This window comes from Stenotrophomonas sp. ZAC14A_NAIMI4_1, assembly GCF_003086915.1.
Taxonomy (GTDB): Bacteria; Pseudomonadota; Gammaproteobacteria; order Xanthomonadales; family Xanthomonadaceae; genus Stenotrophomonas.
Genome location: NZ_CP026002.1, coordinates 2,905,618 through 2,921,355 on the forward strand (window position 1 = coordinate 2,905,618; position 15,738 = coordinate 2,921,355).

The 15,738-nt window shown below is 67.5% G+C and carries 17 protein-coding genes; 6 read left to right on the plus strand and 11 right to left on the minus strand.

The features are described 5' to 3' along the window. Positions 1-79 precede the first annotated feature (79 nt). The 9 genes from lolD to C1926_RS21930 form a co-directional block, all read right to left on the minus strand. Entirely contained in the window at positions 80-793 is a 714-nt protein-coding gene (gene lolD, locus C1926_RS13130; protein ID WP_079221509.1) for a lipoprotein-releasing ABC transporter ATP-binding protein LolD, read from the minus strand. Further along, on the minus strand, positions 786-2,027 hold the full coding sequence (locus tag C1926_RS13135) for a lipoprotein-releasing ABC transporter permease subunit (RefSeq protein ID WP_108759481.1): 1,242 nt from the start codon (positions 2,025-2,027) through the stop codon (positions 786-788). The genes lolD and C1926_RS13135 overlap by 8 nt, the downstream gene beginning before the upstream one ends. Positions 2,028-2,050: 23 nt before the next feature. Continuing rightward, positions 2,051-2,410, minus strand: a complete 360-nt coding sequence (locus C1926_RS13140; protein ID WP_254057264.1) for a hypothetical protein — start codon at positions 2,408-2,410, stop codon at positions 2,051-2,053. 40 nt (positions 2,411-2,450) lie between these two features. Beyond that, entirely contained in the window at positions 2,451-2,699 is a 249-nt protein-coding gene (locus C1926_RS13145) for a succinate dehydrogenase assembly factor 2 (RefSeq protein WP_079221506.1), read from the minus strand. 73 nt (positions 2,700-2,772) lie between these two features. Then, a complete protein-coding gene (locus C1926_RS13150) occupies positions 2,773-3,558 on the minus strand; it encodes a succinate dehydrogenase iron-sulfur subunit (protein WP_079221505.1) in 786 nt (261 codons plus the stop codon). Between the two features lie 69 nt (positions 3,559-3,627). Next, on the minus strand, positions 3,628-5,418 hold the full coding sequence (sdhA, locus tag C1926_RS13155) for a succinate dehydrogenase flavoprotein subunit (protein ID WP_108759483.1): 1,791 nt from the start codon (positions 5,416-5,418) through the stop codon (positions 3,628-3,630). 31 nt (positions 5,419-5,449) lie between these two features. Next, the gene (gene sdhD / locus C1926_RS13160) at positions 5,450-5,836 is read right to left on the minus strand and encodes a succinate dehydrogenase, hydrophobic membrane anchor protein (protein ID WP_079221503.1); all 387 of its coding nucleotides are present in this window, start codon (positions 5,834-5,836) and stop codon (positions 5,450-5,452) included. Further along, on the minus strand, positions 5,833-6,225 hold the full coding sequence (sdhC, locus tag C1926_RS13165; protein ID WP_108759484.1) for a succinate dehydrogenase, cytochrome b556 subunit: 393 nt from the start codon (positions 6,223-6,225) through the stop codon (positions 5,833-5,835). Before sdhC ends, sdhD begins: the two co-directional genes overlap by 4 nt. A gap of 57 nt (positions 6,226-6,282) precedes the next feature. Continuing rightward, positions 6,283-6,456, minus strand: coding sequence for a DUF1674 domain-containing protein (locus C1926_RS21930; RefSeq protein ID WP_079221501.1), 174 nt, complete (start codon positions 6,454-6,456; stop codon positions 6,283-6,285). Between the two features lie 39 nt (positions 6,457-6,495). On the opposite strand from C1926_RS21930, the gene C1926_RS13175 reads away from it, so the two are divergent. Continuing rightward, complete coding sequence (locus tag C1926_RS13175) at positions 6,496-7,371, plus strand: folate-binding protein YgfZ (RefSeq protein ID WP_108759485.1); 876 nt, start codon at positions 6,496-6,498, stop codon at positions 7,369-7,371. Between the two features lie 104 nt (positions 7,372-7,475). On the opposite strand, the gene ugpC is transcribed toward C1926_RS13175, so the two are convergent. Further along, positions 7,476-8,558 carry a sn-glycerol-3-phosphate ABC transporter ATP-binding protein UgpC gene (gene ugpC, locus C1926_RS13180; RefSeq protein WP_108759486.1) on the minus strand — a complete coding sequence of 361 codons (1,083 nt, stop codon included), beginning with the start codon at positions 8,556-8,558 and terminating at the stop codon, positions 7,476-7,478. Between the two features lie 354 nt (positions 8,559-8,912). Here ugpC and zwf point away from each other — a divergent pair, with 354 nt between their 5' ends. The 5 genes from zwf to eda all read left to right on the plus strand — a co-directional run bounded on the left by zwf (position 8,913) and on the right by eda (position 14,911). Beyond that, entirely contained in the window at positions 8,913-10,349 is a 1,437-nt protein-coding gene (gene zwf / locus C1926_RS13185; RefSeq protein ID WP_108759487.1) for a glucose-6-phosphate dehydrogenase, read from the plus strand. After that, entirely contained in the window at positions 10,346-11,353 is a 1,008-nt protein-coding gene (glk, locus tag C1926_RS13190; protein ID WP_108759488.1) for a glucokinase, read from the plus strand. Before zwf ends, glk begins: the two co-directional genes overlap by 4 nt. Further along, a complete protein-coding gene (pgl, locus tag C1926_RS13195; protein WP_079221496.1) occupies positions 11,350-12,072 on the plus strand; it encodes a 6-phosphogluconolactonase in 723 nt (240 codons plus the stop codon). The genes glk and pgl overlap by 4 nt, the downstream gene beginning before the upstream one ends. Positions 12,073-12,129: 57 nt before the next feature. Then, positions 12,130-14,046 (plus strand): phosphogluconate dehydratase, encoded by a 1,917-nt coding sequence (gene edd / locus C1926_RS13200; RefSeq protein WP_108759489.1) that lies wholly within the window; start codon positions 12,130-12,132, stop codon positions 14,044-14,046. Between the two features lie 205 nt (positions 14,047-14,251). Beyond that, positions 14,252-14,911: a bifunctional 4-hydroxy-2-oxoglutarate aldolase/2-dehydro-3-deoxy-phosphogluconate aldolase gene (gene eda / locus C1926_RS13205; protein ID WP_079221494.1), complete on the plus strand. Its 660-nt coding sequence runs from the start codon at positions 14,252-14,254 to the stop codon at positions 14,909-14,911. A gap of 145 nt (positions 14,912-15,056) precedes the next feature. On the opposite strand, the gene C1926_RS13210 is transcribed toward eda, so the two are convergent. Next, positions 15,057-15,704 carry a response regulator gene (locus C1926_RS13210; RefSeq protein WP_079221493.1) on the minus strand — a complete coding sequence of 216 codons (648 nt, stop codon included), beginning with the start codon at positions 15,702-15,704 and terminating at the stop codon, positions 15,057-15,059. Positions 15,705-15,738: the final 34 nt, after the last annotated feature.

The following is a 15,738-nucleotide window of genomic DNA, read 5'->3' on the forward strand; positions in this document are numbered from 1 at the left end:
CCCGGCCGGGCAACGCCGGCGCAACGGCCGGCGGCCCGATTCAGCCGCCGGTCGGCGGTGCCCGCCGGGATCCGGCGCCTCAGACGTCGGCGTGGGCCAGGGCGTGCAGCCGCCCTTCGCGCAGTTCCAGCACGCGATCCAGGCGGCGCGCCAGGCTGCGGTCGTGGGTCACCAGCACCAGGCTGGTGTGGCGCGCACGGTTGAGTTCCAGCATCAGCTCGAACACGGTGGCGGCGGTGCGGTCATCCAGGTTGCCGGTCGGCTCATCGCCGAGCACGCAGGCCGGGTGGTTGACCAGCGCACGCGCTACGGCGGCACGCTGGCGCTCGCCACCGGACAGTTCGCCCGGCTTGTGATCCAGGCGATGGCCCAGGCCGACCGCTTCCAGCAGCGCGGTCGCGCGCTGGCTGGCCTCCGGCACGCCGATACCGGCCAGCATCACCGGCATCATCACGTTTTCCAGCGCGGTGAATTCCGGCAGCAGGTGGTGGAACTGGTAGACGAACCCCAGCGCCTGGTTGCGCAGCAGGCCGCGCTCGGTGTCCGACAGTGCCGACATGCGCTGGCCGGTGACGTACACCTCGCCCGCCGTCGGCACGTCCAGGCCGCCCAGCAGGTGCAGCAGGGTGCTCTTGCCGGCACCGGAGGCGCCAATGATCGCCACCGTCTCGCCGGCCGTGACCTTCAGGTCGAGGCCGTCGAACACCGGGGTCTGCATGCGGCCTTCGGCGTAGGTCTTGGCCAGCGTCTCGGCACGGATCACTTCATCGCCGCGATTGAAGACCTTATTCATAGCGCAGGGCCTCCGCCGGCTGGGTGCGTGCTGCCCGCCAGGCGGGATACAGGGTGGCCAGGAAGCTCATCAACAAGGCAACCAGGGTGATGACGACGATGTCGCGCGGCTGCATGTCGGTCGGCAGGCCGGTGATGTAGTACACGTCCTCCGGCAGCAGCTTGACGTTGAACAGCGACTCGATGGCGCCGAGGATGCGCTCCAGGTTCAAGGTCAGGGTGATGCCGCCGATCAGGCCGGCCAGCGTGCCGAAGATGCCGATCAGCGAGCCCTGCACCATGAACACCTGCATCACCCCGCCCGGGGTCAGGCCCAGCGTGCGCAGGATGGCGATGTCGGCCTGCTTGTCGGTCACCAGCATCACCTGAGAGGAGACCAGGTTGAAGGCGCCCATCGCGATGATCAGCGACAGCAGGATGCCCATCACCACCTTCTCCATGCGCAGCGAGTGGTAGAGGTTGGCGTTCTGCTGGGTCCAGTCGCTCACGCGGTACGCGCCGCCGAGGTTCTGCGCCAGGTCCACGCCCACTTCCAGCGAGCGGTCCATGTCGTGCAGTTTCAGGCGGACGCCGGTGGCGCCGTCCGAGCGCAGCACGCGCTCGAGGTCTTTCATGTTGGCGAAGCCGACGCCGCGGTCGACCTCGTTGTAGCCGGCCTCGAACAGGCCGCTGACCGTAAAGCGTTTCATCCGTGGCACCGCGCCGGCCGGCGTGCCCTGCACTTCGGCAAAGGTCACCAGCACCTGGTCGCCCACGTCCACGCCCAGCCACATGGCCAGCTCCTTGCCCAGCAGCACGTTGAAGCTGCCCGGCTTGAGGCTGTCATAGCTGCCCTTGGTGATCTTCTTGTCGATCACCGACACCTTCGGCTCCAGCGCCGGCTCGATGCCCTGGATGATCGCGCCCTGCACGCGCGGGCCGCTGATCATCGACTGGATCTCGATGTACGGCGCAGCACCGGCCACGCGCGGGTCCTTGTTGGCCACGTCGACCACGCGCATCCAGTCGGGCATGGGCTCGCCATCGCGGCTGATGGTGGTATGCGCGGTCATCTGCAGCAGGCGGCTGCGGATTTCCTTCTGGAAACCGCTCATCACCGCCAGGGTGGTGATCAGCACCGTGACGCCGAGCGCGATGCCCAGGATCGATGCCATCGAGATGAAGGAGATGAAGCCGTTGCGGCGCTTGGCGCGCAGATAGCGCAGGCCAATGGCCACGGGGATGGGTTTGAACATGCAGGCACGCCAGTCGATTCAGTCTATGGTGCCATCGTACGGGGTCGACGTGAAACGCTGCGTGCGGATACGGCCAGTCGCAGTTCACGTCGCTGCCGGTGGGCGAGCACGTCCGGCCAGAACAGCAGGCGCCCGCGCCGCCCTTCGCAGCGCCAGTGCAGCAGCAGCCAGGGGCCACGCACCACCAGCCGCGGCACCTCGAGATCGGCCCCATCCAGCCGCAGCGGCGCCGGCAGTGCCGGTAGTTCAAGCCGGCGCACCGGCCGGCGCAGCCGCCAGCCCAGCTGGATCAGGCCCAGCAGCCAGACGCCGGCAAGTACCGGCCAGTACCGGTCTTCGGGAAGGGCCGAGGCGCGCAGCAGCCAGGGCGCGGCCAGCAGCACCAGCGCCTGGGCGCCGGCCTGCAGCCGCGAGGGTCGCCACTCAAGCCTTGAGGGCGAGGATCTTCTGCATGAGAGGGATGGCGTGGGCATGCGGGCAGGCCTCGTAGCCCATGAACCAGCGCCACAACTTATCGTCCTCGCACTCGAGCAGGAACAGGAAAACCTCGCGCTCTTCGGTCGGCGCAGTGCTCCATTCGCGGTCCAGGTAGCGCCCGAACAGCTGGTCCAGCTCGCGCATGCCGCGGCGGCAGCGCCAGCGCAGCTTCTTCAGCAGGGTGTCTTCGTCCATCGTGTTTCTCCAGATACAGCAAAGCCACGCATGGCGTGGCTCTACTGGGGTCATGCAACAACGCGGCGCCGTATCAGGCGCGGCGTTCCATCATCAGCTTCTTGATCTCAGCGATCGCCAGCGCCGGGTTCAGGCCCTTCGGGCAGGTCCGGGCACAGTTCATGATGGTGTGGCAGCGGTACAGCTTGAACGGATCTTCCAGATCGTCCAGGCGCGCACCGGTGTCTTCATCGCGCGAGTCGATGATCCAGCGGTAGGCCTGCAGCAGGATCGCCGGGCCCAGGTAACGCTCGCCGTTCCACCAGTAGCTCGGGCAGCTGGTCGAGCAGCAGGCGCACAGGATGCACTCGTACAGGCCGTCGAGCTTCTTGCGGTCTTCCGGCGACTGCAGGCGCTCGCGGTCCGGCGGCGCCGGGGTCTGGGTGCGGATCCACGGCTTGATCGACGCGTACTGCGCGTAGAAGTGGGTCAGGTCCGGAACCAGATCCTTGACCACGCTCATGTGCGGCAGCGGGTAGATCGGCACTTCCTTCTTGCCGCAGTCCGCGATGGCGCGGGTGCAGGCCAGGGTGTTGGTGCCGTCGATGTTCATCGCGCACGAACCGCAGATACCTTCGCGGCAGGAGCGACGGAAGGTCAGGGTCGGATCGATCTCGTTCTTGATCTTGATCAGCGCGTCCAGGACCATCGGGCCGCAGGCGTCCAGATCGATCTCATAGGTATCGGTGCGCGGATTGCTGTCGTCGTCCGGACTCCAGCGGTAGATCTTGAAGGTGCGCAGGTTCTTGCCACCGCTCTTGGCGGGGAAGTGCTGGCCCTTCGTGACCTTGGAATTCTTGGGGAGTGAAAACTCGGCCATGGCTGCTCTCGTTGGCTCAGGCGGCCCGCGCCATCAAGGCGCGGATTGCATGGTAGGCGGGGGTCGCGATCAGTACACGCGCGGCTTCGGCGGCACCACGTCGACCTCGTCGGTCAGCGTGTACATGTGCACCGGACGGTAGTCGAAGCTGCACTTGCCCTTCTCGTCGACGGTGACCAGCGTGTGCTTGTGCCAGTTGACGTCGTCGCGGTCCGGGAAGTCCTCGTGCGCGTGCGCACCACGGCTTTCCTTGCGCTGTTCCGCCGAGTTGATCGTCGCCACCGCGTTCAGCAGCAGGTTGTTCAGCTCGTAGGTCTCGATCAGGTCCGAGTTCCAGACCAGCGAACGGTCGCTGACCTTCACGTCCTGGAACGAGTCGAACACGGTCGCCATCTTCTCGCAGCCTTCCTTCAGCGTCTGGCTGGTACGGAAGACGGCGGCGTCGGCCTGCATCGTGCGCTGCATGTTGTCGCGGATGACCGAGGTCGGCGTATCGCCATTGGCATGGCGCAGCTTGTCCAGCAGGCCCAGCGCCTTGTCGCAGGCATCGGCCGGCAGCGGCTTGTGCGCAGCGCCCGGCTTGATGGTGGCGGCGCAGCGGTTGGCCACGGCACGACCGAACACCACCAGGTCGAGCAGCGAGTTCGAGCCCAGGCGGTTGGCGCCGTGCACGGACACGCAGGCCGCTTCGCCGATGGCGTACAGGCCCGGCACCACGGCATCGGGGTTGTCGCCATCCTTGCGCACGACTTCGCCGTGGAAGTTGGTCGGGATGCCGCCCATGTTGTAGTGCACGGTCGGGATGACCGGGATCGGCTGCTTGTGCACGTCGACGCCGGCGAAGATGCGGGCGCTTTCGGCGATGCCCGGCAGCTTCTCGTCGATCACGCCCGGGCCGAGGTGGGTCAGGTCGAGCAGGATGTGATCCTTGTGCTCGCCGACGCCGCGGCCTTCGCGGATCTCGATGGTCATCGAACGGGCCACCACGTCACGCGAGGCCAGATCCTTGTAGTGCGGTGCGTAGCGCTCCATGAAGCGCTCGCCGCTGCTGTTGCGCAGGATGCCGCCTTCACCGCGGACACCCTCGGTGATCAGGCAGCCGGCGCCGTAGATGCCGGTCGGGTGGAACTGCACGAACTCCATGTCCTGCATGGCGATGCCGGCACGCATGGCCAGGCCGCCACCGTCGCCGGTGCAGGTGTGCGCCGAGGTGGCGCTGAAGTACGCACGGCCGTAGCCGCCGGTGGCCAGCACCACGCCCTGGGCGCGGAACAGGTGCAGCGTGCCGTCGGACATGTCCAGGGCCAGCACGCCACGGCACACGCCTTCGTCATCGAAGATCAGGTCGAGCGCGAAGTACTCGATCATGAAGCGCGCGTCGTGCTTGAGCGACTGCTGGTACAGGGTGTGCAGCATGGCGTGACCGGTACGGTCGGCCGCCGCGCAGGTACGCTGCGCCGCCGGGCCTTCGCCGTATTTGGTGGTCATGCCGCCGAACGGGCGCTGGTAGATCTTGCCTTCGGCGGTGCGGCTGAACGGCACGCCGTAGTGCTCGAGCTCGATGATGGCCGGGATGGCCTCACGGCACATGTACTCGATGGCGTCCTGGTCGCCCAGCCAGTCCGAGCCCTTGATGGTGTCGTAGAAGTGGTAGCGCCAATCGTCTTCGCCCATGTTGGCGAGCGCGGCGGAAATACCGCCCTGGGCAGCGACGGTGTGCGAACGGGTCGGGAAGACCTTGGTCAGGCACACGGTCTGCAGGCCCTTGGCGGCAAGGCCGAACGTGGCGCGCAGGCCGGCGCCGCCGGCGCCCACCACGACCATGTCGTACTTGTGTTCGGTGATCTTGTAAGCGGACATCTAGTCTGGATTCCTGTCTTGGTGCCTGGGCTCAGGCAACGCCGAGGGCGATGCGGCCCACCGCAAACACACTGACGATCATGCCGAGCACGGCGACGAACTTCACCGCGGTCTGCAGCACCAGGGCCAGCAGCGATTCGTGGATATAATCTTCCAGCACGACCTGCATGCCGAGCTGTGCGTGCCAGAACATGGTGATCAGCAGGCCGATCAGCGGCACGGCATTCCACGGCTTGGCGATGGTGGCCACGGCCGTGGCGTAGTCGGCGCCGGCCATGCGCACCACGAACACCAGGAACCACAGGCCCAGCACCACCAGGGCGGCGGCGGTCAGGCGCTGGTGCACGAAGTGCTCGGTGCCGGTCTTGGCCGAGCCAAGGCCGCGCACGTTCTTCAGCGGGGTACGGAACTTGCTCATGCGGCACCTCCGAACAACACGTAGGCCCAGACCAGCGCGGTGATCACCAGGCTGGCAAAGACCGAGATCCAGCTGCTGCGGACGAAGGCCGGGATGCTGAAGCCGACGGCGAAGTCCTGCACGACATGGCGGATGCCATTGCACAGGTGATAGGCGAACGACCATGTCCACGCAAACAGGAACACGCGGCCATACCAGGCCCCGGCATGACCGGTGAAGCAGTTCCAGGAATCGGGTCCCATCATCAGGGCCAGCAGGCCGGCGGCGATGATGAGGGCACCCACGGACAGAAAGACGCCAGTGGCTCGATGCAGGATCGAGGTGGCCATCTGAATCTGCCAGCGATACACCTGAAGGTGCGGGGATAGGGGGCGTTGTCTGGTCGCCATTTCGCTGGGCTCGTTGTCTCGGCTGGGCGGCACGATGCCGCGTTGGCTCAATGCTGATCAGAAATCGATGCAGCGTCCGTTTTTCTCCCAATCGCCATACCGCACCGGATCAAGTCCGCCGCGGCCGCCGAATTCTTCTTCCGCCTCTGGTTTTTCCACGGGCACAGGTGCCGCAGGAACCAGCGGGGCTTCAGTTTCGTCGTCGGGAGTGGGGGTTGTTTGGCCTATCATGTTCGGTCTCGCAACGCACAAATTTTAGACCTCGTTCACGTGCCTGACAACCTTCCCCCTGCTTTCGTCGCATATCCGCGCCTGCCCGGCCACCAGTTGCTGAGCCTGCAGGGCGTGGATGCGGCCGTTTTCGCCCATGCCCAGTTCAGCAGCGACGTCACCGCCCTGCCCCTTCAGCACTGGCAATGGAGCGCGTGGCTGAGCGCCAAGGGCCGCACCCTGGCGGTGTTCCAGCTGCTGCGGCTGGCCGAGGATCACGTGATGCTGGTGCTGGCCGATGGCGATGCAGATGCGATTGCGTCGCAACTGCAGCGTTTCGTGTTCCGCCGCAAGGTGAAGCTGCAGGTGCACGCGGATCTGGCCGTGGCCGGTGCCTTCACTGCGCCGGAAGCGGCCAGTGGCGCAGCGATCGCCGGGGGTGGCGAGGCGGGCTGGGAGCTGGACCTGGGCAGCGATGCCCTGCCGCGCACCCTGCGCATTGGTCCGGCTGAGGGATTTGCGGCGGGCAGCGAGGTCGATGAAGCCGCGTTCGCGCTGGCCTGGCGCCAGGCCGACCTGCGCTTCGGCCTGCCCCGCCTGGACGAAAGCCAGCGCGAGGTGTGGACGCCGCAGCAGCTGGGCCTGGACCGGCTGAACGGCTACAGCGTGAAGAAAGGCTGCTACCCGGGCCAGGAAATCGTGGCCCGCACCCATTTCCTCGGCAAGGCCAAGCGTGCGGTGCAGCTGCTGCATACCGCCGCCCCGGCACAGGCCGGCGATGGCGTGCAGCAGGACGGTGCGGCGCTGGGCAGCATTGCCAGCGTGGCTGGCGACCTGGCCCTGGCCGTGCTGCCGCTGGAAACCAGCGACGCCGAACTGCAGGTGGGCGGCGTGGCCGCGCAGCGCATGCCGCTGCTGGACGGCCTGGCGCGCTGAGGCCCGCAGCCGAGCGTGGGCTCGGCTCTACAGAATCGGGTGGGTGCGGACCGTTGGTCCGCACGCCTTTGATGACGCCGGGCATGGCCCGGCGCTACCGCCCCTTACAGGCGTTCGCCGGTTTCGGCATTGAAGAAATGCAGGCCCTGCGTGTGGATCGCCACGCGGATGTCCTCGCCCACGCCCGGCAGCGACTGCGGCGCCACGCGCATGGTCAGGGCATGCTTGCCGCTGCTCATGTTGACGAAGATCTCGTTGCCGACCGGCTCGATGCCCTCGATGCGTGCGGTGAACGCATGCGTATCGTCGGCACCCGCCGGCTGCAGGTGCTCCGGACGCACGCCCACGGCAATCGGCTTCTGCAGCCACGCCGGGTCGATGGTGGCCTGGCCCAGCGGCGCGCGCCACTCGCCATCGAGCACCGACACACCTGCAGCATCGCCTTGCAGCGTGCCGCGCAGCACGTTCATCGCGGGGCTGCCGAGGAAGCCGGCCACGAACAGGTTGGCGGGGCGGTCATACAGCGCCATCGGCGTGTCGATCTGCTGGATGATGCCGTCCTTCAGCACCACGATGCGCTGGCCCAGGGTCATTGCTTCCACCTGGTCATGCGTCACGTAGATCATGGTGGTGCCCAGCTTGCGGTGCAGCTGCGCGATCTCGGTACGCACGCTGTGGCGAAGCTTGGCATCCAGGTTGGACAGCGGCTCGTCCAGCAGGAACACCGCCGGTTCGCGCACCAGTGCACGGCCCAGGGCCACGCGCTGGCGCTGGCCGCCGGACATCGCCTTGGGCAGCTTGTCCATCATCTCGGTCAGGCCCAGCGTCTGCGCCGCCTCGGCGATGCGCTTGTCGATGGTCGCCTTGTCGTGGCCACGCAGCTTCAGGCCGAAGGCCAGGTTCTCGGCCACGGTCATGTGCGGGTACAGCGCATAACTCTGGAACACCATGGCGATGTCGCGGTCCTTCGGCGCCACATCGTTGACCACCCGGTCGCCGATGGTCAGCGTGCCGCCACTGATCTCCTCAAGTCCGGCCACCATCCGCAGCAGGGTCGACTTGCCACAGCCGGACGGTCCGACCAGCACCATGAGCTCGCCATCGGCGACCTCGAAGGTGGCGTCCTTCACCGCGACCTGGCCGTTGTCGTAGACCTTGCGCACACCCTGCAACTGCACTTTTGCCATATCAATCTATCCAGTCCGCCCGACGCCCGGGCTGTCATTGGGGACTGCCTCGGCCCTCCCGATGGCAGTGATGATTGCGCAGCTGCCGCATGACGGCGACCACTGCAATCGAATACAGTTGCCCATTCTGCCATGTAAACGTTTTCACGTGGCACTATCCGAACGTCGGTGCGCGCCGATCTGCTTCGACGACCAGACGAAAGGTCATCGTCGTAGTGGTTACGCATGGAACGGTCTTCCGGTTCGCCGGAAATCCGCCCCCAGCGAGCCTCGGACAGACAGTAGCGCGGATGTCCCCTGAACCCAGCCATGAAGCGATTGACAACGATGTCACCCGGATCTGAAACTCGAGCGATGCACGACACCCTCTTCCTGTTTGGTGCCACAGGTGATCTGGCCCAGCGCTACCTGTTCCCTTCGCTGCTGCGCCTGCTTGGCGACGGCCTGCTGCCGGAGGACTTCCGCATCCGTGCGCTGGCCCTGTCCGGCCATGACACCGAAGCCTTCCATGACATCCTGCGGCCGCGCCTGCAGCAGGCCATGCCGATGGCCAGCCAGGAGGACATCGCCTCCCTGCTGCGCCGCATCGACTACCGCTCGGTGGACCTGCGCGACGTCGACTCGGTCGCCGCCGCGGTGTCCGACCTGGTCGACCGCCGCTGCGTCAGCTACCTGGCCATCCCGCCGGGCCTGTACATCTCCACCTGCGAAGGCCTGGCCAAGGGCGGCGCCCTGGCAGCACCGTCGCGCCTGATGCTGGAAAAGCCGATCGGCAGCGACAGCGAAAGCGCCGAGGAGATCATCTCCACCATCGGCCAGTGGATCGACGAAGACCGCGTGTTCCGCCTGGACCATTACCTGGGCAAGGCGGCGGTGCAGAACCTGATCGCCCTGCGCTTCGGCAACACGCTGCTGGAAGCGGTGTGGAACCGCAACTACATCGAATCGGTGCACATCCTGGTGGCCGAGAGCGAAGGCGTGGACGGCCGCGATGCCTACTACGCCCGCTCCGGCGCCCTGCGCGACATGGTGCAGAGCCACATCCTGCAGCTGCTGTGCATGGTGGCGATGGAGCCGCCGGCCTCGCTCGAAGCCGACCGCATCCGCGACGAGAAGGTCAAGGTGCTGCGCGCCCTGCGCCCGCTCGATGCCAAGCACGCGGCGCGTGACAGCATCCGTGGCCGCTACACCGCCGGCAGCATCAACGGCCAGCCGGCCCAGGCCTACCAGCCGCCGGAAGGCAGCGACGTGGAAACCTTCGCCGGCGTCACCGCGCACATCGACAACTGGCGCTGGAGCGGCGTGCCGTTCCACCTGGTGACCGGCAAGCGCCTGCCCGAGCGCACCACCCGCGTGGTGGTCACGCTGAAGCCGGTCACCCACTGGCTGTTCGAGCGCCCGCAGCGTGCGCAGGCCGCGCCGAACCGCCTGGTGTTCCAGCTGCAGCCGCAGGAAAACATCGAGCTGGGCCTGATGAGCAGCCTGGCCGGCCCGGAATGGGGCGCGCTGGAACTGCACCCGCTGGAACTGGAGCTGTCCGTGCCGACCGGCCTGCACCGCCGCATCGCCTACGAACGCCTGTTCCTGGATGCCTTCAACGGCAACCACACCCTGTTCGTGCGCGATGACGAAGTGCGCGCGGCCTGGGCCTGGATCGACAGCGTGGCCGATGCCTGGAAGGCCGCCAACCTGCCGCTGGAGCCCTACCCGGCCGGCCAGTGGGGCCCAGACAACGCCACCGATTTCCTGCCGCAGGGCGTGGACGCACCGGACAGCGGAGCATCGGCATGAGTGTCGGCAGCCAGCCTGTGCTGGTCGCCGACATCGGCGGCACCAACGCCCGCTTCGCCCTGGCCGACACCTCGCTGGACGCGCCCCTGCAGAAGGACAGCATCCGCGAATACGCGGTGGCCGAGTTCCCCTCGCTGGGCGATGCCGCGCGCCACTACCTGGAACAGGCCGGCGCCACCGCGCGCCGCGGCGTGTTCGCGGTGGCCGGCCGCGTCGACGGCGATGAGGCACGCATCACCAACCACCCGTGGGTGATCTCGCGCAGCCGCACCGCCGCCATGCTCGGCTTCGACGAGCTGCACCTGATCAACGACTTCGCCGCACAGGCGATGGCCGTGGCCCTGCTGCAGCCGCAGGACGTGATCCAGATCGGCGGCGCGCACTGGACCCCGGCCGCGCCGGGCGAGCCGCGCAACTACGGCGTGATCGGTCCCGGCACCGGCCTCGGCGTCGGCGGCCTGATCGTGCGCCACGGCCGCAGCTACCCGCTGGAAACCGAAGGCGGCCACGTCAGCTTCCCGCCCGGCACGCCGGAGGAAATCCGCATCCTGGAAATCCTCTCCGAGCAGTTCGGCCGCGTCTCCAATGAGCGCCTGATCTGCGGCCCGGGCCTGGTCAACATCCATCGCGCGGTATGCGAGATGGCCGGCTTCGATCCGGGCCAGCTGCAGCCGGTCGACGTCACCGCGCGTGCTGCGCTGGGCGACCCGCAGGCGATGCGCACCGTGGATGTGTTCTGTGCCGTGTTCGGTGCCATCGCCGGTGACCTGGTGCTGGTGCAGGGCGCCTGGGATGGCGTGTTCCTGACCGGCGGCCTGGTGCCGAAGATGCTCGATTCGCTGCAGCATTCGGGTTTCCGCCAGCGCTTCGAACACAAGGGCCGGTTCTCTTCGATCATGGCGCGGGTGCCGTCGCTGGCGATCATGCACCCCTGCCCCGGGCTGCTGGGCGCCGCCGCCTATGCCGCCGACGCCGAACGTGACGCCCAAGGAGTTGCCGCATGAGCCAGACCTTCCACGACGACCGCATCGATTTCATCAGCCATGGCGATGCCGATGGCTGGATCGAAGCGGTGGCCGCCGAAATGGCCCAGGCCATCAACCACGACATCAACGAAGTCGGCCGCGCCCGCATCCTGCTCTCCGGCGGCACCACGCCAGCGCCGGTGTACCAGGCGCTGGCCGAGCTGGACGTGCATTGGGACCGGGTGGAAGTGAGCCTGGCCGATGAGCGCTGGCTCTCGCCGCAGGATCGCGACAGCAATGCCTGGCTGGTGCGCGAGCATCTGCTCAAGCGTGCCGAAGGGGCGCACTTCGATCCGCTGGTGCGCGTCGGCAAGCCGCTGGCCGAATGCGTGTACACCGCCAACCTGCAGGCCCAGCACAGCCAGGCGCCGAGCGTGGTCGCCCTGGGCATGGGCAACGATGGCCACACCGCCTCGCTGTTCCCGGGCTCGAAGGATCTGGCCCGCGCCCTGGAAAGCACCCTGCCCTATGCCGCGCTGGATGCCACCGGCTGCCCTGGCGCCAACCAGTGGCCGCTGCGCATCACCCTGACCCCGCGTGGCCTGGGCCAGTGCCGCCAGCGCCTGCTGCTGCTGCGCGGCAAGCAGAAGCTGCAGGTGCTGCGCCAGGCGTTGGACAGCAACGACGCACAGCTTTACCCGATCCTCAATGCAATCAACCTGGACGGCGCGCGCCTGCGCGTGCACTGGGCTGATTGACGTCGGCGGCGGCGCCCGCCGCCGCCAGCCTCTCGCCACCTTGAACGCTGGTAGCCAATGAGCCTCCATCCGCAACTGCAAGCCATCACCGATCGCATCATCGCCCGCAGCGCTGCTTCGCGCGCCGCCTACCTGGCCGCGATCGACGCCGCCCTGCGCGATGGCCCGTTCCGCAGCCGCCTGAGCTGCGGCAACCTCGCCCACGGCTTCGCCGCCTGTGGCACCACCGACAAGAGCCGGCTGCGCGGCGGCGTGACCCCGAACCTGGGCATCATCACCGCCTACAACGACATGCTGTCGGCGCACCAGCCGTTCGAGACCTACCCGGAGCAGATCCGTGCGGTCGCCCGCGAACTCGGCGCGACCGCACAGGTGGCCGGCGCGGTGCCGGCGATGTGCGACGGCGTGACCCAGGGCCGCGGCGGCATGGAACTGTCGCTGTTCTCGCGTGATGTGATCGCGCAGGCCACGGCCATCGGCCTCAGCCACGACATGTTCGACACCACCATCCACCTCGGTGTGTGCGACAAGATCGTGCCGGGCCTGCTGATCGGCGCACTGGCCTTCGGCCACCTGCCGGCGGTGTTCGTGCCGGCCGGCCCGATGACCCCGGGCATTCCCAACAAGCAGAAGGCCGAAGTGCGCGAGCGCTACGCCGCCGGCGAAGCCACCCGCGAGGAACTGCTGGAAGCCGAGTCCGCCTCGTACCATGGCGTCGGCACCTGCACCTTCTATGGCACCGCCAATTCCAACCAGGTGCTGCTGGAAGCGATGGGCGTGCAGCTGCCGGGCGCCTCCTTCGTCAACCCGGATACGCCGCTGCGCGATGCGCTGACCCGCGAAGCCACCGAGCGTGCGCTGGACATCACCGCACTGGGCGATGATTTCCGCCCGCTGGGCCGCATCATCGACGAGCGCGCGATCATCAACGCGGTCATCGCGCTGATGGCCACCGGCGGTTCTACCAACCACACCATCCACTGGATTGCCGTGGCCCGTGCCGCCGGCATCGTGCTGACCTGGGACGATTTCGACGAACTGTCGCAGCTGATTCCGCTGCTGGCCCGCGTCTATCCGAACGGCGAGGCCGACGTGAACCGCTTCGCCGCTGCCGGTGGCCCGGCGTTCGTGTTCGGCGAGCTGATCAAGGCCGGCCTGATGCACGGAGACCTGGTCAGCGTGGCCCGTGGCGGCATGGCCGACTACGCGCGCGAACCGCAGCTGCGCGACGGCAAGCTGGTCTATCTGCCGGGCCTGGAACGCAGCGCCGATGAAGAAGTGGTGCGCAGCGTCGACAACCCGTTCGAAAGCCAGGGCGGCCTGCGCCTGCTGCGCGGCAACCTGGGCAAGTCGCTGATCAAGCTGTCGGCGGTGAAGCCGCAGTACCGCACCATTGAAGCGCCGGCCGTGGTGGTCGATGCGCCGCAGGTGCTGAACAAGCTGCACGCCGGTGGCCTGCTGCCCGAGCATTTCGTGGCGGTGGTGCGTTACCAGGGCCCGCGTTCGAACGGCATGCCGGAACTGCATTCGCTGGCGCCGCTGCTGGGCCTGCTGCAGAACCAGGGCCGGCGCGTGGCGCTGGTCACCGATGGCCGCCTGTCCGGTGCGTCGGGCAAGATCCCGGCGGCGATCCACGTGACGCCGGAAGCGGCGCGCGGTGGCCCGCTGGCCAAGGTACGCGAGGGCGACATGATCCGCCTGGACGGTGAAGCCGGCACGCTGGAAGTGCTGGTGGATGCGGCCGAGTGGGCGGCACGGTCGCTGGCGCCGAACACGGCACCGGCAGCGCACGATCTGGGCCGCAACCTGTTCGCGATCAATCGCCGCGTGGTGGGTCCGGCGGACCAGGGTGCGATTTCGATTTCGTGCGGGCCGGCGGCGGCTGATGGTGGGCCGTGGGATTACGATTCGGAATATGAGCTGGGGCATGATGCCGCGGCGGCGGCGGCGCCGCATGAGGCAAAAGACGCCTGAAGCGAAACGCCGCGGCAGGCTTCCCGGCTTGGGCAGTAGAGCGCCCTGGCCGGGACACGCCGTAAACCCATCCATGGGGGCTCGGTCGCGGCATCCATGCCGCTCACGGTCCCGGCCAGGGCGCTCTACTGCCCTTGGACAATTCCCGGCGTGTCATTTGCGCTGCGGCCACTGAATCAAGAAGAGCAAAGGCAAAGGCAAAAGCATGGGTATCGAACAACATCAGGTGAAGGCGGCGGAACTGCTGCATGCGGCGGGCATTCTGCCGGTGGTGACGATTCATACGCTGGACCAGGCGCGTGCAGTCAGTGCGGCGCTGCTGGAAGGTGGGCTGCCGGCCATCGAGCTGACGCTGCGTACGCCGGTGGCGATGGAAGCGCTGGCGATGCTCAAGCGCGAGTTGCCCGATGTGGTGGTGGGCGCGGGCACGGTGCTGACCGTGGAGCAGATGCAGCAGTCGATCGATGCGGGTGCGGATTTCCTGGTGACGCCGGGTACGCCGCCGGTGCTGGCCGATGCGCTGGCGGCGGCACCGCTGCCGGTGGTGCCGGGTGCGGCCACGCCGACCGAGCTGCTGTCGCTCTACGCGCGCGGCTTCCGTGTCTGCAAGCTGTTCCCGGCCACGGCCGTGGGTGGCCTGGCGATGATCAAGGGCCTGGCTGGTCCGGTTGCCGACCTGAAGCTGTGCCCGACCGGTGGCATCACCGAAAACACCGCCGCCGAATACCTCGAACAGAAGAACGTGGTCTGCATCGGTGGTTCGTGGATGGTGCCGGGCAACTGGATCGCCGACGGCGAGTGGGACAAGGTGCGCGCCAGCGCCGCCGACGCCGCGAAGATCATCAAGCGCGTCCGCGGCCACTAAGCCCAAGCCGCGATTCGGCGTCATCAGGGGTCAGAGCCCTTTCCCGCCGGGAAAGGGATCCGACCCCGAAGCACCTGCAACCTGTCCTGGGTCAGATCCCTTTCCGCAGGAAAGGGCTCTGACCCAAGGTGTCCGGCCGACGCTGTTACAGCGGCCGCGCCGGATCCACCAGCCCGTACTGGCTGGCCATGCGCGCCAACGCGATGTTGTCGCTGATCCCCATCTTCTCGAACAACCGCGCCTTGTGCGTGTTCACCGTCTTCGCACTCAGGCTGAGCCGCCGTGCGATGTCTTCCTGGCGCAGGCCCTGGGTCAGCAGCAGCGCCACTTCCAGCTCGCGCGGCGAGAGCGTGTCGAACGGCGAGGCATTGCCTTCCACCGTGGACAGCGCAAGGTTCTGCGCGATGCTGGTGCCGAGGTAACGGCGGCCGGCGGCCACGTCACGAACCGCACGCAGCAGCTCCTGCGCGTCACAGCCCTTGCCGATGTAACCGGCCGCGCCCGCTTCCAGCAGGCGCTTCGGCAGCGGGCCATCTTCCAGCACGGAGACGATCACCACGCGCGTGGCACGGTGTCCACGCACGATGCGCTCGGTCACTTCCATGCCACTGACGCCCGGCAGGTGCAGGTCACACAGCACCACGTCCGGCAGCAGCTGGCGGATCTCGCGCAGGCCGTCCTCGCCGGTCTCGGCTTCGCCCACCACCTCGATGTCGGCTTCACCCGACAGGATCATCTTCATACCGGTGCGGACCAGCGCGTGGTCGTCCACCAGGTAGACTCGAATCGTCATTCACGTACCTCTTCGAATGCGGCCATTGCGGGCC

Bases quoted from the DNA above. Each gene is read 5' to 3' on its own strand.
- glk (WP_108759488.1), top strand. From the start codon at position 10,346: ATGAGTGTCGGCAGCCAGCCTGTGCTGGTCGCCGACATCGGCGGCACC.
- pgl (WP_079221496.1), top strand. From the start codon at position 11,350: ATGAGCCAGACCTTCCACGACGACCGCATCGATTTCATCAGCCATGGC.
- C1926_RS13210 (WP_079221493.1), bottom strand. From the start codon at position 15,704: ATGACGATTCGAGTCTACCTGGTGGACGACCACGCGCTGGTCCGCACC.
- ugpC (WP_108759486.1), bottom strand. From the start codon at position 8,558: ATGGCAAAAGTGCAGTTGCAGGGTGTGCGCAAGGTCTACGACAACGGC.
- sdhD (WP_079221503.1), bottom strand. From the start codon at position 5,836: ATGAGCAAGTTCCGTACCCCGCTGAAGAACGTGCGCGGCCTTGGCTCG.
- zwf (WP_108759487.1), top strand. From the start codon at position 8,913: ATGCACGACACCCTCTTCCTGTTTGGTGCCACAGGTGATCTGGCCCAG.
- C1926_RS13135 (WP_108759481.1), bottom strand. From the start codon at position 2,027: ATGTTCAAACCCATCCCCGTGGCCATTGGCCTGCGCTATCTGCGCGCC.
- C1926_RS21930 (WP_079221501.1), bottom strand. From the start codon at position 6,456: ATGATAGGCCAAACAACCCCCACTCCCGACGACGAAACTGAAGCCCCG.
- lolD (WP_079221509.1), bottom strand. From the start codon at position 793: ATGAATAAGGTCTTCAATCGCGGCGATGAAGTGATCCGTGCCGAGACG.
- sdhA (WP_108759483.1), bottom strand. From the start codon at position 5,418: ATGTCCGCTTACAAGATCACCGAACACAAGTACGACATGGTCGTGGTG.
- C1926_RS13145 (WP_079221506.1), bottom strand. From the start codon at position 2,699: ATGGACGAAGACACCCTGCTGAAGAAGCTGCGCTGGCGCTGCCGCCGC.
- sdhC (WP_108759484.1), bottom strand. From the start codon at position 6,225: ATGGCGACCAGACAACGCCCCCTATCCCCGCACCTTCAGGTGTATCGC.
- eda (WP_079221494.1), top strand. From the start codon at position 14,252: ATGGGTATCGAACAACATCAGGTGAAGGCGGCGGAACTGCTGCATGCG.
- edd (WP_108759489.1), top strand. From the start codon at position 12,130: ATGAGCCTCCATCCGCAACTGCAAGCCATCACCGATCGCATCATCGCC.
- C1926_RS13150 (WP_079221505.1), bottom strand. From the start codon at position 3,558: ATGGCCGAGTTTTCACTCCCCAAGAATTCCAAGGTCACGAAGGGCCAG.